At 39.9% G+C, this 15,847-nt stretch carries 12 protein-coding genes; 1 reads left to right on the top strand and 11 read right to left on the bottom strand.

The genetic code is table 11. The features are described from left to right. From G413_RS0105660 to G413_RS0105615, 10 genes are all read right to left on the bottom strand, one after another. Positions 1-1,077 (bottom strand): CamS family sex pheromone protein, encoded by a 1,077-nt coding sequence (locus tag G413_RS0105660; protein WP_027969072.1) that lies wholly within the window; start codon positions 1,075-1,077, stop codon positions 1-3. Then, the gene (ligA, locus tag G413_RS0105655; protein ID WP_022789956.1) at positions 1,058-3,058 is read right to left on the bottom strand and encodes an NAD-dependent DNA ligase LigA; all 2,001 of its coding nucleotides are present in this window, start codon (positions 3,056-3,058) and stop codon (positions 1,058-1,060) included. Before ligA ends, G413_RS0105660 begins: the two co-directional genes overlap by 20 nt. Before the next feature lie 17 nt (positions 3,059-3,075). Then, complete coding sequence (locus tag G413_RS0105650) at positions 3,076-5,241, bottom strand: ATP-dependent helicase (RefSeq protein ID WP_022789955.1); 2,166 nt, start codon at positions 5,239-5,241, stop codon at positions 3,076-3,078. A gap of 241 nt (positions 5,242-5,482) precedes the next feature. Continuing rightward, the gene (locus G413_RS0105645) at positions 5,483-6,097 is read right to left on the bottom strand and encodes an ECF transporter S component (RefSeq protein WP_022789954.1); all 615 of its coding nucleotides are present in this window, start codon (positions 6,095-6,097) and stop codon (positions 5,483-5,485) included. A 200-nt stretch (positions 6,098-6,297) separates the two neighbouring features. Further along, the gene (locus tag G413_RS0105640; RefSeq protein WP_022789953.1) at positions 6,298-7,428 is read right to left on the bottom strand and encodes an Mbeg1-like protein; all 1,131 of its coding nucleotides are present in this window, start codon (positions 7,426-7,428) and stop codon (positions 6,298-6,300) included. A 1-nt stretch (position 7,429) separates the two neighbouring features. After that, entirely contained in the window at positions 7,430-8,395 is a 966-nt protein-coding gene (locus tag G413_RS11930) for a GNAT family N-acetyltransferase (RefSeq protein ID WP_022789952.1), read from the bottom strand. Between the two features lie 61 nt (positions 8,396-8,456). Continuing rightward, the gene (locus G413_RS0105630; protein ID WP_027969070.1) at positions 8,457-10,208 is read right to left on the bottom strand and encodes an ABC transporter ATP-binding protein; all 1,752 of its coding nucleotides are present in this window, start codon (positions 10,206-10,208) and stop codon (positions 8,457-8,459) included. Between the two features lie 65 nt (positions 10,209-10,273). After that, on the bottom strand, positions 10,274-12,349 hold the full coding sequence (gene fusA, locus G413_RS0105625) for an elongation factor G (RefSeq protein ID WP_022789950.1): 2,076 nt from the start codon (positions 12,347-12,349) through the stop codon (positions 10,274-10,276). 12 nt (positions 12,350-12,361) lie between these two features. Beyond that, positions 12,362-13,033 carry an ankyrin repeat domain-containing protein gene (locus G413_RS0105620; protein ID WP_022789949.1) on the bottom strand — a complete coding sequence of 224 codons (672 nt, stop codon included), beginning with the start codon at positions 13,031-13,033 and terminating at the stop codon, positions 12,362-12,364. A 225-nt stretch (positions 13,034-13,258) separates the two neighbouring features. Then, entirely contained in the window at positions 13,259-13,792 is a 534-nt protein-coding gene (locus tag G413_RS0105615; RefSeq protein ID WP_022789948.1) for an LOG family protein, read from the bottom strand. Between the two features lie 143 nt (positions 13,793-13,935). Here G413_RS0105615 and G413_RS0105610 point away from each other — a divergent pair, with 143 nt between their 5' ends. Continuing rightward, positions 13,936-15,081 (top strand): hypothetical protein, encoded by a 1,146-nt coding sequence (locus tag G413_RS0105610; protein WP_022789947.1) that lies wholly within the window; start codon positions 13,936-13,938, stop codon positions 15,079-15,081. A gap of 484 nt (positions 15,082-15,565) precedes the next feature. Here G413_RS0105610 and G413_RS11065 read toward each other — a convergent pair. Then, on the bottom strand, positions 15,566-15,847 hold a 282-nt coding region (locus G413_RS11065; protein ID WP_022789946.1), incomplete at its 5' end, for a transposase.

Genomic DNA, 15,847 nt, shown 5'->3' with positions numbered 1-15,847 from the left:
TTACTGCATGGTCATCACATTGACATCTTCACTGCCGGCATCTTTAGACACGATGGCATACGTACCAGCATCGGTGATAACTTCTACTTTATAGGTACATGAAGAATTGGTGAAGACGACCATCTGTTCACTGGCGGCCTGTGTGATGGCCAAAATCTCGCTGGCAGTCTTTCCATGCGCTGTCAATGTGATATTCAACTGAATAACCTTTCCATCTTGTAGAGTGGCTTTTCCAACCAGATACGAATAATCGACAAGAACATGACTCAGTTCATTTTGATATTCCGCAAACTGCGCTGCCATATCGGAATCTGCCTCACTGAAAGCAGCACCGGGAACCTCTACCCAAGTCAAATCTAATTCTGAAAAATCTCCCTGTGCTCCTTCAAAATATCCTTGATAAATATAAGAACCCAGGGTATCTGATGCATTATCCAATGAGAAACATGCTACGTAAATCGGCACATTAGAAGTAATGGAGTTAAAACGCTCGCGCATATAGCTGACCAAATGACCGGAAGTTACCTCTAAGTAATTCTGCATGCGACTTTTGGTGATCTCCACTGTTTTTCCATTTTCATCCTCTAAGGCATCGTTGACGACCATTGCGATGGAAATGCCTTGCAGCTCATCATCGGCATACCAGTCCAGCTCATACAGATCCACTAAGATCACAGCCCCGCTGACTGTACCATTTCCGGTATTAAAGCCCTCATCCGGACTGGGATTTAACCCATTGGGATTTTCATCTCGATTTGTTCCTAACAAACCTCTGGAGCCATCGGTGGCATCCAATTCATCATAATCCAAAAATTCCTGTGTTTTATAGGCTACTTTCGTGGGTGAAAAATACGTTTTTGAAAGATCCATCAATCCTTGTTCCATGCGAAACCGCGCTTCCGTATCTCCCATAAGAGCAGCATGCTTGATACGTGCATCACTACTTTCATAAGGCTGTATGGCCGCGTACTCTTCTTCTTCAATCGGATCGAGCTGATTCGAATTGGATACCGTACTACATCCACAGAGCACCAACAAAGACATCAATATACAAAGACTAGTTTTCCTCCAATGCATTTGACACCTCCTGTACGAATTCTTCCTCGCTCATTAAAGCAACACCTAAATTACGAGCCTTTTCCAACTTAGAACCTGCCGCCGTTCCATAAATGACATAATCTGTCTTTTTCGATACCGAACCAGCTACATTGGCTCCTAATGACTCTAATATTTTTTTAGCTTCCGTGCGTGTATAATGCTCTAAGGTTCCCGTTAAAACCACCGTTTTGTTACTGAAACGAGACGCATGGATCTTTTCTTTTTCCTGTTCCATATTCAAGCCCTGCTCCTGTAGGACCTGAATCAGATGTCTGTTTTTTTCTTCCTGAAAGAACGCCAGAATACTTTCAGCCGTGATTTGTCCAATATCACGAATTTGTACCAGCTCTTCCAAAGTTGTGTTTCTTAAATTTTCCATCGTGCCAAAATGATGCGCCAGGATCATTGCCGCCTTTTTACCGACCTGACGAATACCCAGCCCATACAATAAGACACCTAACGGCTGTTTTTTACTTTCTTCGATCGTCTCCAACATATGATCGACCGATTTGACCTGATATCCTCGCTTCTCTAAAAGCGCTTCACGATGATTCTTTAAAAAGTAAATATCCTCAATCGAATTTAAAAAGCCGAATTCATGCAGCTGTTCGATCTTTTTATCGCCTAAAGAATCAATATCCATCGCATCACGAGAGGCAAAGTGAATCATACTTTCGACAACACGTGCCGGACAATCCTGATTGATGCAGTAATGCGCCGATTCTCCTTCTAAACGTACCAGTTTAGAGCCACAAACCGGACATTCTTTAGGGAACGCATATGGTTTTTGAGTACCATCTCTTCGTTCTTTAATACTGCTGACAACTTCCGGAATAATTTCTCCGGCCTTTCGTACTACAACGATATCACCGATGCGAAGATCTTTGGAAGCAATCATATCTTCATTGTGAAGCTGTGCCGCACTTACCGTCGTTCCAGCAACTCTTACCGGTTCTAAGACCGCATTGGGAGTGATCTTTCCGGTTCGTCCAACCGTGATCGTAATATCTTTTAAGCGTGTCTGAACCTCCTGGGCCGGAAATTTATAAGCGGTCGCATAGCGTGGCGCTTTTGCGGTAGAACCTAAACGCGCCTGATCCGGTAAACTGTTTAACTTAATGACCATCCCATCGATCTCATAGGGCAGTTCCTCTCTTTGTTCATGAATCGACTGAATAAAGTCCCAGATTTGTGCCGTATTTCTACAAACCTTGCGTAACGGATTGACACGAAAATGAAGCTGTTCCATCTTTTCCAATGCTTCTTCCTGACTGGTGATACCAAAATCAGCTGCATTCTGGAAATAATACCAGTAGGCATCCAACTTTCTTTGCGCACAAATGGAAGAATCTAACTGACGAATGGAACCGGCTGCCGCATTTCGGGGATTGGCAAATAAAGCTTTTCCTTCTTTTTCCTGCTTTGCGTTTAGCTCTTCAAAGCTTTTTTTAGGCATATAGACTTCCCCGCGAATCTCGATGTGCCTTGTTTCTTCGATATACATTGGGATTGAACCAATCGTACGTATGTTATTGGAGACATCTTCTCCGACAAATCCATCGCCACGTGTAATAGCTCGAGTAAATCGTCCATTGTCATACAACAAAGCCATGGCCAGTCCATCATATTTGCACTCTACGACAAATTCGGCATCTTTTACGCTTTCTTGAATTCGTTCGACAAAAGCTTGAATTTCTTCATAATTAAAGACGTTTCCTAACGAAAGCATCTGCGTCTGATGCTCCACCTTTTCAAATCCATCCAATACCGCACCGATGATACGCTGGCTGGGTGAATTGGGGTCGTACAGCTCCGGATGTTTTTCTTCCAGCGCCATTAGCTCCTGCATCAAACGATCGTATTCCTGATCAGATACACTGGGCTTATCATACACATAATATTCAATCGAATACTTCTCTAAAAGTTTTCGTAATTCTTCAATACGTTGTTGTTCATTCATACATTTCACCATCTGTATTATAACACGACTTTATGTTTTGCCTTTTTGATTGAAGGATGCAAGGCATTTAATTTCTTGATGCCATAAGGATGTTTAAAGGCAATCGTCGCAATATTGTTTTCCAGCTTTAAAACGATTCCTTCCCCAAAGACCGCATGCGTGACACGATCTTTGACCTTGAAAGGTACTTTCGATTTTTTAGAAGGAATACCAATCGATGCCACCTGATGTTCTTCTCGTTTAACTTCCTTCTCTTTTCCTTCCTGAAAGGTGCATTTTTCCGGAATTTCCATGATAAATCGACTTTGTACCTTGTACTTATCCAACATGTAGCTATAGCCTGTATTCCATGTAATATACAAATGTCGTTTGGCTCTTGTCATCGCCACGTAGCAAAGTCGTCTTTCTTCTTCTAAGGCTTTTCGGCCTCCTTCATCCATGGAACGAGTACTTGGGAATACACCGTCATTGAAGTTGACCACAAACACAGTATCAAACTCTAATCCTTTGGCTGAGTGTACTGTCATCAGCGATACACAATTTGCACTTTCCTCATTGGCACGTGATGTAAACAGGCTGACCTCCTGCAAATAGCTTTCCAATGTCATTTCCGGATCTTCCCGCAGGCTTTGAGCGATATCGCTTTTGAGTTCCTTTAAGTTTTCCAGACGTTCTTCTTCATTTTCTTCCTGCAGCATCTTCTTATAGCCACTTTGTTCCAGCACATACTCTAAAAAATCTTCCAAAGAAAGATTCTCTCTTTGTCTTCTTAAATCCTCAATCAAGCTTACAAAGGAGGCACATTTTTTGATGATCGCACCAGAAATCTGTTGCGGGTCTTTTAAAACTTCGTAGAGATTGATGCCACGCATAGTCGCTTCCTCACGCAGACTTTCGATCGATTTTTGTCCAATACCACGTCTTGGCTGATTGATTACACGAAGCACTGCCAAATCCAGTGATAATTGTTTGGGATCACTTTCTTCCGGTTTGGTACATAGTTTTAAATAAGCCAGCGCATCTTTGATTTCCTGTCGTTCATAGAAGCGAATCCCACCATAAATACGATAAGGGATCGATACGGTACGAAGCACACGTTCAAAGGAACGAGAGGAGAAGTTGGAACGATACAAGATCGCCATATCTTTATAATCGATTCCATTTCGATGTTCTTCCTGTATCTTTTTTGCGACATATAAAGGTTCTTCATTATCATCGACACATGTATGTAATACAATTTTGTCCTGCCCTGGAATCTGGGTAAACAAATCCTTTTTGATTCGATCCTCATTGTACTGGATCAAAGCATTACTGGCATCCAGAATCGGTTGGGTCGAACGATAATTCTGATCCAGGATAACACTTTTACACGGTTGAAAATCTTTATCGAAACGCAGAATAATATCCACGCTGGCACCACGCCACGTATAAATCGTCTGATCAGGATCTCCAACGACACATAAGAACGCATGGGGACCTGTCAACATACGAATGATCGAATATTGCACCGGATCCACGTCCTGAAACTCATCGACATGAATATAATCCAGTCGATTTTGCCACTTGGTACGAACCGATTCTTCCTTTTGTAACAGATGATGCGCTTCTCTAAGCAGATCATCAAAATCCATGGCCTTCATCTCTTTACGCTTTTCTTCATATTTCTCATAAATATGTGCAATGTTTTCCTGTTCTTTGGTAAAAGCCATTTCCAAAGCCTGTACCGGACTGAAGTCCTCGCTTTTATATCCGGAAATCATGCCTAAGACCTTGTTCATATTCAATTCTTTGATATCCAGATCCATAGCTTTATAAATCGGTCGAAGAATCTGTTTTTGATCATCGCTATCCAATATTGTAAAAGAGCGAGGGTATCCGATCGCATCCGCATCTTCACGTAAAATACGTACACATAAAGAGTGAATCGTTGAAATACGCACTGCCAGTGCCTCTTTACCCAGCTGTGCCATCAGACGTTCCTTCATTTCATTGGTTGCCTTATTGGTAAAAGTAATCGCCATGATCCGATTTGGGAACACCCCACATTCTTTGACCAAATAGACGATACGTGCCATCAATACACGTGTTTTTCCACTACCGGCCCCAGCGATGATCCGTACATGCGAATCCGTAATCGAAGCCGCTTCCCTTTGTTTACTATTTAATGTTTCTAAAATACTCATTTTCTTCACCTCGCTTATTTTATCATGGACACTCTAAAAGAAAAAGAAAGGTTACCAAAAAGAGGATTTGACTAAAGTGAAAAAGAGTCCATTGCCTTAAAAATAACTCTTTAGACACGATCGGCCATTTAACCAATTTATCGCTTTCTGAGTTTGAAAAACTACAAACTCATTAAGACTCCTGTTGACTAAGCATCTTTTCTTTAACGGTAGAAAAAAATGCCCTTGACGGACATTTTACTTATCTTCTTGCACTTAAAGCTTTTGTCAAAGCTATGTTGGCTACAATCGCAACGATGATTTCGGGAATCGCATTCGTTAAAATAACCGTTCCCATGGCAGCCATTAAAGCACCTTGGGCAACACCGATAGCTTGTGCATAAGGCGCTGCATAGAATAAAAGAATCAGACCAAGCACTCCCACTGTATGTAAAGCTGTAGCAACCAGAGCAGACACGGCAGCACTTGCAGAAACAGACTTTCCTTTTTTGATCAATTCATGATAAATCGTACCGGCAAGCCATCCCAGTAAAAGACGTGGACCGATCGCAACGATCAAAGATTGAAAGCCGCCACTAAAGCCGCCGACTTCTACAAAGGGACTGAACGCAAAGCTGGTTACCGTAGGTGCCATTGTCGCATTGATCACCGAAGTGATTCCAAAGACAAGTCCCATCAATACACCATACTTGGTACCCATCGTACAGGCACAGACAATAACCGGTACATGCATTAGCGTAGCACTAAGCACTCCTATTCGCAAATAGCCTAATGGTGTTACCAAAAGTACAACTTCAATCGCTAAAAATAGCGCCAGCATAGTCAGACTTTTGATCTGATTCGATGTTTTTGACATATTCAATTTTCCTCCTACTCTCGTTCTTAAAGATACGATGTAAACAAAAACTTCAGTTTGGAATCTTCAATTATAGTCTTTCGATCTATATTGTCCAAAGCTAAAAGAATTATAAAAAAATGACAGGAACAAATCAACCCTGTCATTTCATTTATAATCAATTCCACACTTAAATTTCTATATAAAAATAAGCTTGGCTTTTACTTCTTCTGTGTTTTCATCCACGAATAAGTCTGCATGCGAATAAAATTCACAATGTCAAAGATAAACTTTCTTTCATCGTTAGACATATTCTTTAATTCCAGAAAGCCCAACATGACTTGTTTTAAACTGATTTCGCTCAAGTTCGATACATTTGTAATATCCAATCGATCCATGATAGAGAAAATCAAATCAATATACTCCTTTTTTTCTTCATCGCTTTTTGATAAAAGTAATCGATCGACAAGCTGTAAAGTTTCTTTACTGGTTATAGAAAGTTCTTTAAGCGGAAGATAGGAATCCGTCGTGATCTTCCAGCTGAATGTATCGTGTTGAAGGAGTCCACTTTCTTCAGCATCCAGCACGACTTCTTTTTCATTATGCTCCAAAAGACAACCGATGATTGAGTCCTTTGGCTTATAGTTTGTGATCTTCTTCAAAACAGGATTGTCCTTTACCGAATCAATAAAAGAAGAACGAAAGCCCGGTGCATCAAAGGCAAGAACTTTGGTGATCACATCCGCATATTTTGCTGTCTTTAAAGCGGCATACATTGCCAGGTTTCCTCCTTTAGAATGACCGCTTACGTAAATCTTTGGATAGACTTTCTTTTTAACAAGACCAAAAAAAGAAGTTGTTTCCGGGATACTATCCAACACTTGTTCCAAAAATGCCAATGCCAGCTTATGACATGGGAGTTCATCTGTATAAGTCATGCGCATATTTTCTTTCCAGCCGGTCATTGTACCATCCGTACCACGAAAGCTGATCAAAATCGTACCATCCGGCATCAAAAAGGCCATGGCCCCAAACTGAATCATCTTTTCTTCGTCATAGACTTCCTGATAGTGTGTAATACGAACATCTTGATAACGTGTCGTATCTTGTAGATCCATGACCAGATTCGGTATATTCTTGGAAAAACAGAATCGTTGTTCGATTTCCTGTGCTGTATGCATTTTAAAATAAGACTGACAAGCCTGAGGTAAGCAAACAGGTTCTTTTTGGACGATATGAGTCCAATCGACATACGATAATTCATTTAGAATCAAAAGATCGACCCAATTTAATGGTCGAAAAGAAAATGGAATGTCTTTACGCAAATGTACATAATTCAACATGTTTTCCATACTAGACACCTCGTTTTTCATACAATTGAGCGTATTCTACATATTCCTGTGCATTGTCCAGAATTTGTTCGATCTGTTCCGGTGTTACAAGATGATGAACCTTGCCCGGACATCCTAAAACCACAGAACCCTCCGGAATCACCTTCCCCGGTGGTACCAGAGCGCCGGCTCCGATAATCGAATGTTTGCCGATCTTTGCTCCATCCATAATCGTTGCACCCATTCCAATCAATACTTCATCTTCAATGGTACACCCATGTACAATCGCATGATGACCAATCGTAACACGATTACCAATTATCAGCGGATGCCCTTTGGAACAGTGTAATACCGCATTATCCTGCACATTGGTCTGTTCACCTATACAAATTGTATCACTATCGCCTCGAACTACCGTTCCAAACCAAATGCTTGAGCCTTTTCCAATCTGCACATCACCGGTAATCGTGGCATTCGGTGCTTTATAGTAAGATGGTTTAGTCTGTTGGATATCCTTAATCAACCAGACAACCCCATGCCATGTATCAAATTTAAAGCCACATTCCGGCAAAGAACCACTCCATTGATACCCATGGCGTTGATGAAAAGAAATACTTCTGTGATTGGTATCGGTAATGCAGGCAATCAGCCAACGACATCCCTTTTGAACACACGCCTTTTCTAATGTTTCCAATAAACAATCGGCCAATCCAAAATGAGATCCTTTTCTAAAATAAATTGTAACTTCCATGCAAAAGCGATAGGCTGCCTTAGAAAAAGCCGGATGCACATACGCATAACCTATTACCTGCTCATCATGACAAGCCACAAAGATTGGGTATTCTTTCGCAATTTTCTCAATCTGTAATTTATATTGTGAATACGACATCGGCTCCAAATCAAAGTTATAGGCTGTTGTCTTCACATAATACGCATAAATATCATAGAGAGCCGATAGATCAGCTGTTTCAAATGCTCGAATAGACATTACTCCATCCCCCTTTTCATCTATTATACAAGACAATAGATCTTCTGTATAAGAAAACAGATCATGAAACCATGATCTGCTCTAATCCTTCAAATTGAAGGTTATAATAGCGGGCATATGTACCGCCTTTTTTCATTAATTCTTCATGCGTTCCTCTTTCCTGCAATCCATCATGATTGATGACAACGATCTCATCGGCGTTTTTAATCGTCGATAAGCGATGGGCAATCGTGATGCAGGTACGATCTTTACTCAGTTTTTCCAAAGATTTTTGAATAATCCGTTCACTCTCATTATCCAAGGCACTGGTAGCCTCATCTAAAATTAAGATCTTTGGATTCTTTAAGAACACACGGGCAATCGAGATGCGCTGCTTTTGTCCTCCGGACAAACGAGCCCCTCTTTCACCGACAAAAGTATCATAGCCATCCGGCAATGATAAGATAAAGTCATGAATATTTGCCTTCTTGGCCGCCTCTATAATTTCTTCTGGTGTCGCATCTGGTTTTCCGTATGCGATATTTTGTTCAATCGTTCCGGTAAACAGATAGACATCCTGCTGCACCAAACCAATAGCCTGTCTTAAACTTTTTACCTGCAGATCTCGCACATCTTGTCCATCGACCAGAATCTGTCCGCTTTGCACATCATAAAAGCGAGGAATTAAAGAACACAAGGTCGTCTTTCCAGACCCGCTAGGTCCAACCAAAGCCACTTTCTTACCGGCCGGGATGTCCAGATTTACATGTTCCAATACAGATTCTTCCTTGTTGTAGGTAAAAGAAACATTTTTAAAAGAAATATCACCATGTACATTCTCTAAAGGATGCGCATTCTTGGCATCCTGAATGTCCGGCACTTCTTTCATCACTTCTTCAAAACGTTTAAATCCAGAAAAACCTTTTTGAAGCATTTCGGTAAACTCAATCAAAATATCGATCGGCGCCACAAAAATATTGACATATAGTGCAAAGGTGGCTAGCGTTAAGGGGCTTAAATTTCCCATAGCCACAAAGTAACCTCCACCGACCAAGACGGTCACATACAATAAACCCTGAAAGAAATTATTCATGCCGTAATACGTTCCCATCACACGATAGTTTCGTTTCTTGGAAGCTAAAAACTCATTATTGGAATGGGCAAATTTTTCTCGTTCAATATCCTCATTGGTAAAAGATTGTACAACACGAATCCCGGCCAGGCTGTCTTGTAATGCAGCATTGACATCACCGATCTTTCTTCGGTTATCCATAAAAGTTGCCCGCATGGATTTGTTTTGTGTATAGCTAAAGACAAGCATGATCAAAGTCACGATAAACAACAACAAAGCCAAAGGCCAGTAGATCAAAGACAAAATCACAAAGGAGCCGATGATCTTGATTAAGGAAATAAACAAATTTTCCGGTCCATGATGGGCAAATTCGCAAATATCAAATAAATCACTGACAACTCTGGACATCATGATTCCTGTATTGTGCTTATCATAGTAAGAAAAAGATAGCCTCTGATACTGATCAAACAATTCCTTACGCATGTCTCTTTCCATATGAGCCCCCATGATATGTCCCTGGGCCGATACGTAATAACGACACAAAGCGCGAATCACATAAAGAACCAACAGTCCGGCAAGCAACCATATGAGTCCCTGCAAAATTTCCACGCTTTTTTGAATAAACATCGTATCTGTGCAGTAGTTTAAAATCAATGGGAAAGCCAAATCGATCAAAGAAATGGTTAAAGCACAGAATAAATCAAAAAAGAAGACAAATTTATAAGGCTTATAATAGCCGATAAAATGTTTAAATGTTTTCATAGCATCACCGGGAATCATTATAACAGAAGCACACGAAAAAAGAAGCCGTTTTGCACGGCTTCCCACTAATCCTCTTTTTTGCTGGCCTGAACGATACGAGTGGCCTGCGGTTCCGGTACCGGATCATAACGATCCATTTCCATTGTATATTTTCCAAGACCTTGCGTCATACTTCTGAGCTCTATAGAATATCTGGCCATTTCCGCCATTGGAACCTGTGCTTCAATAATCTGATCCCCATCTTCCGGTGTCATACCCATGATGGCCCCACGACGTTTATTCAAATCACCGATAACCGTTCCAGTATATTCATCCGGTACAGTTACGACAACATTCATGATCGGTTCTAAAAGAATCGGATGGCACTTTGTCATCGCATCTTTAAAGGCAAGTCTTGCGGCTAATTTAAAGGCCATTTCACTGGAATCGACATCATGGTATTTACCATCTGTCAAAGTTGTCTTGATGTTGACCATTTTATAACCGGCCAAGCTTCCCTCTTCACAACATTCTCTCAATCCATTTTCAACAGCCGGGAAGTATTGTTTTGGCACAGCACCACCAAAGACTTTTTCATCAAATTCCATTTCTTCTACATCCGGATTTGGTGCAAAATCGACAAATACATGTCCAAACTGTCCATGTCCACCGGATTGTTTTTTATGACGACCTTCACCGGTTGCACTCTTAGTAATGGTTTCACGATACATAACCTTTGGATCGGCCAAAGTTACTTCAGCTTTGTATTTATTTTTCAGTTTATTTAAGATGACATCCAAATGCTGATCTCCGATACCATATACGACCGTTTCCTTGGTTTCCGTATTATTGATAACCTTAAATGTCGGATCTTCTTCAACTAAACGAGCCAAACCATTGGAAAGCTTATCTTCATCATTCTTTGTTTTCGGGAAGATAGCCTGCCCAAACATTGGTTCATCAAAGGCAATCGGATCAGCCATCAACAACTTACCTTTTTCGCAAAGGGTATCATTTGTCTTCGTATTCTGCAGTTTGACCAGAGCTCCGATATCACCGGTAAACAATTTACCGGCAGCGGTCTGATGTTTTCCCTTGATGATATAGATCGAACTGATTTTTTCCGGTTTTCCGTTATTGGCATTAACAAGTGTGGAATCAGAATTCAAAACACCACTTAATACCTTCAAGTAAGAAATACGTCCTACAAATGGGTCAACAATTGTTTTGAAGACCTGTGCTGTCAATGTTTCGGTTTCCGATGTCAACAATTCAACTTTCACCCCATTTGGTGTTGTAGCTGTGTACATTCCTTTTTCCGAATACGTTGGGAAATAGGAAATGATCAAGTCCATCAAACGCTGGATACCGATGGATTGAATGGCACTTCCGGAGAAGACCGGACAAATTTCTCCATTACGTACACCGATACGAACACCCTTTGTCAGCTCGGCATCGCTGAATTCTTCTCCCGAGAAGAATTTTTCCATCAGATCATCATCACCCATCGCAACGGCTTCGGCAATCTGATCTTTGTACATGCTGATTTCATCTTTCATGTCTTCCGGAACCGGCTGAGGTGTATCGCTTCCGGCATGTTCGCCTTTATAATACCAGGCTTTATTTTTGATGATATTGACAGAACCGACAACTTCTCCGTTTTCTACGATCGGTACTTCAAATGGAATGATCGATTTTCCAAATTCTTCATGAAGTAAAGTATAAGCATCGTTAAAGCTTGTATTTTCTTCATCCAGTTTATTGATAAAGAAAATCGTTGGTTTTTTCGCTTCTCTTGCCTGTTTAAAAGCTAATTTGGTTCCGGACTCCAATACATCTTTGGCATTGGCTACGATCAGGCAGCTGTCACCTACCGCAAAACCGGCTTGTTTTTCACCGACAAAGTCCAAATACCCTGGTGTATCGATGAAATTGATCTTACAGTCTTCCCATTCGATTGGAACGATGGATGAATAGACAGAAATACCACGTTTGATTTCCTCGGCATCAAAGTCGATCATGCTGCTGCCATCGCTAGTCTTTCCAAAACGATCGGTCGCCTTGGTGTAATACAACATAGCTTCCAAAACGCTGGTCTTACCGGCACCACTATGCCCGATTACGCTGACGTTGCGTACTTCTGAACTTAAATAATCTCGCATGGTCCAATCCTCCTATCGTAAGATCGGCTCCAATTGAGCGCGACAGTGTTCTCTGACGTAATCTAAAGCTGTATTTCCCTGTTTGTCCTGCATATCTTTATCAGCACCATAGGATAACAATTTTTCAACAAGGCTTGGGTATCCTCCATAAGCAGCACGCATCAGTGCCGTACATCCGTTATTATCAAATAAATTCACGTTGGCATTTCTTTCCAATAAAATAGAGATCGTATCTCGTTTAAAGGCGATGCAAGCTTCCATCAAAGCGGTACGTCCTACTTCATCCTGTGCGTTGATATCCGCACCGGCATCCAATAAAACCTGCACACAGCGATCCTGTCCTAATAAAGCGGCACGCATCAATGCGGTACGTCCTCTGTCATCTTTGGCATTGACATCAGCACCGGCATCCAGTAATGCCTTACAAATTGTTTTGTTTCCTTTTTTCGCAGCGCCCATCAAAGCAGTTTTTCCTTTATTATCCACCAGATTGACATCCGCTCCATTATCAATTAAAACTTGTACGACATCCTTACGATCTCGCTTAGCCGCACGCATCAATGCGGTTCTTCCATCTCCATTTTGATAGTTGACATCGGCTCCTGCCTTAATCTGCCCACATACCATCGGGAAATCACCATTTGCGCATGCATCCCAAAATACCTTGTTGAAATTCTGATCCATTGTAAGTTCCTCCTTCTATTATGATTTGATCAAATACAGAAAAACTGGAATGCACCCATCCCAGTTTTATCCTCTATAAAAGAAGTGTGAATTTCCGTTTCCGCTTGTAACAACAGTGCTTTTTGTCATCTTCACCACTTCCTTTGCTTGATTGGATTATATCAAAATCCCTACAAATGACAAATCAAGAGCCAAGAAAGCCATTTCTGTGACCAAGTAAGCCACTTAGTAACCAAATAAGGCATCCAGTTCTTCCAAACTGGTGACAAAATGTACATTTTTGATACCTTCTGCATCTAAAAATCCTTCTTTGATCATGACATCCAGTTGTTGCTTCAGAGTGTCATAATACCCATCCAGATTATAGAGTACACAAGGATAAGGTAACTGATCTAAACGGACCAGAGAAATGATTTCGGTAATTTCCTCTAACGTTCCCGGACCACCCGGTAAGGCAATAAATCCCTGTGCCAGATCGATCATCTTCTGCTTTCTCTGAGACATGGTATCCACCATATATTCTTCATCTAAATGATCATACAATTTTTCAATCTTTAATAAAAATCTTGGCATCACACCGATGATTTTGCCTTTTCCCTGATAGACCGTATCCGCCAATAATCCCATCTGGCCTTTGCTGCCGGCACCATAAACCAACGTATTTTGATGTTTGCAGATCCATTGTCCGATGGATTGTGTCAATTCAGAATACTTTGGATCATTTCCCATACTGGAACCTAAATAAACGGCAATATTCATAATACTTCCTCCTTGCCTGTATACCACTATATCATGTTTCTTTCAAAAGCGATGTCAAAAAGCTCTTATACAACATTTTTTATATTGACTTTAACTATAGGTTATCTATCATTAATGTATAAAGATCTTTAGGAGGCATAAAGATGATAATTGATATTCCAGATCACGAAAAGCCCTATGTCGGACGTGTCATTGACTTTGCGCGAAAACAACAAAAACGCTCCATAGAAGAAATTACACAGGGTATTTGTGCAAGACAAACCTATCAAAAAATCATAAAATCTATCGTAACAGAAAGTGAAATCTACGATTCTTTATTATCCAGACTAGGACTCCACTATGATTATGAAACATCCATCACTCCATCCTATGCTTTATTGTGGGAAGCTTTTCTTGATCAAAATTGGAATGCTTTTTATCATGAAATCAAAGTCATTAAATGCGCATTGAAAAATTGGGATATATACAGATACATACTACATTGTTTTATAGAATGTATCGAACAAAAAGTCTCCTTAGACAGTGCCAAACAATTGTTGCCATTATTGCCAAAGTCGTTACAAGAAATCGCTTCCTACTTTATTCTGACTTTTTTATACAAGGAAGAGATACAGGACAAACAAATATTCACGATTTTATCCATGGAAACGGCTATCAATCAATGTGAGTATTTGTTTTTGTTGATCAAACAGGAACAGTATTATCATGCCGCCATACTATGCAATGAACTCCTGCATACGACCTATGGAAAACTGCATTACTCTGTCCTTATCGCAAAACTTTTTATTATACAAGCCATTCAAATAGACGATTTTGATCAATGCTGCACGGAAATTAAAAATGATCCTTGTTTTATTCCCCATTCCGATTCGACCAATCAGTTTAGCTATACTGCCGGTATGTTTTACTACGCCCATCAGGACTATGAAAAAGCCTGGGAATACTTATCTCAAGTATACACTATTGAAAAATATACATTTCCCAGTGTATTGTTTCTTTATCATATGGAAACCATTACAAATTATCAACTGCCAAAACACGATACAACGCATATGATAAATGAAAACACTGAGAAAGCATATCGTGTGTTCTTTCAATATTACAATATGAAATATAATCATGTTCCCTTTTCTGCATTAGAGAACTATTTGTGGAACGAGTGTCGTGCGATGATCCCATTCGTTTATCCTCAAAACATAGCGAAAACCATTATTCATGATGAATTGTTCTGGATTTCCAATCAAACAGGCGATAAAAAGAAATATTATCAATTCAATAAGAAAAAGTAAGCTTTTTGATGCACATCTTCCCTAAACAAAAGAGAATTGTTCTCCTTTTTCGAGCAAAAGCTTTCATTTTCCACTCAATTTCAACCAATTAGACAGCTATCAAGAAAAATGTCTAATTTTTTTTATGTCAGTTTCCTTCTATTACAATGTACATGTACTTGAAAAAGGACTAGTAAAGGAGAATTAAAATGGAAATCATTATCGAAAGAAATGTAGAAGTACTTGGTATAGGCAATTTCATTTGTCACATTAACTAACCATCAAGAATTCTAAGTTATTTCATGAACGAATCGAATTCAGAAATAAATAGTTTTCTTAATCAAACTTCTTTTATCCACCATATTCTACAATATGGTGGATAAATATTATTCTAATATACAAATATTCAGTTATAGAAATATCTTTACAATAAAGAATGTAACTTAGGGAGATTCTACGGTAGCGTCAAGAATTATGTGTAAAAGTATATCCTTGGTAAAGCAGATTAGCTCTTGAACCAATCTTCTCTAGTTGTTTGTCCAAAACCTCTATGTACGTGATTCATGTTTTTCTCGTTGTAACGATTGAATTGAATCACAAGGTATTTCTCTTCAGATTTTTCCGTTGGAAATTGTTCTTTCTTTTTGAAACTTCGTTTTAATTGTTTATTGTTTCCTTCAATCAGATTTGTTGAATAAATCGTATGCCTAACACTTTCTGGGTAATCATAGAATGTAAACAGATAGTCATTGTTGCTGAGACTTTTCACCATTGATGGATATTTGTG

The sequence above is a fragment of the Faecalicoccus pleomorphus DSM 20574 genome (assembly GCF_000420345.1).
In the GTDB taxonomy this organism is placed as follows: Bacteria; Bacillota_I; Bacilli_A; order Erysipelotrichales; family Erysipelotrichaceae; genus Faecalicoccus; species Faecalicoccus pleomorphus.
Note: the sequence above shows the minus strand (reverse complement) of the source record. Positions and strands in the feature narration are given on the sequence as shown.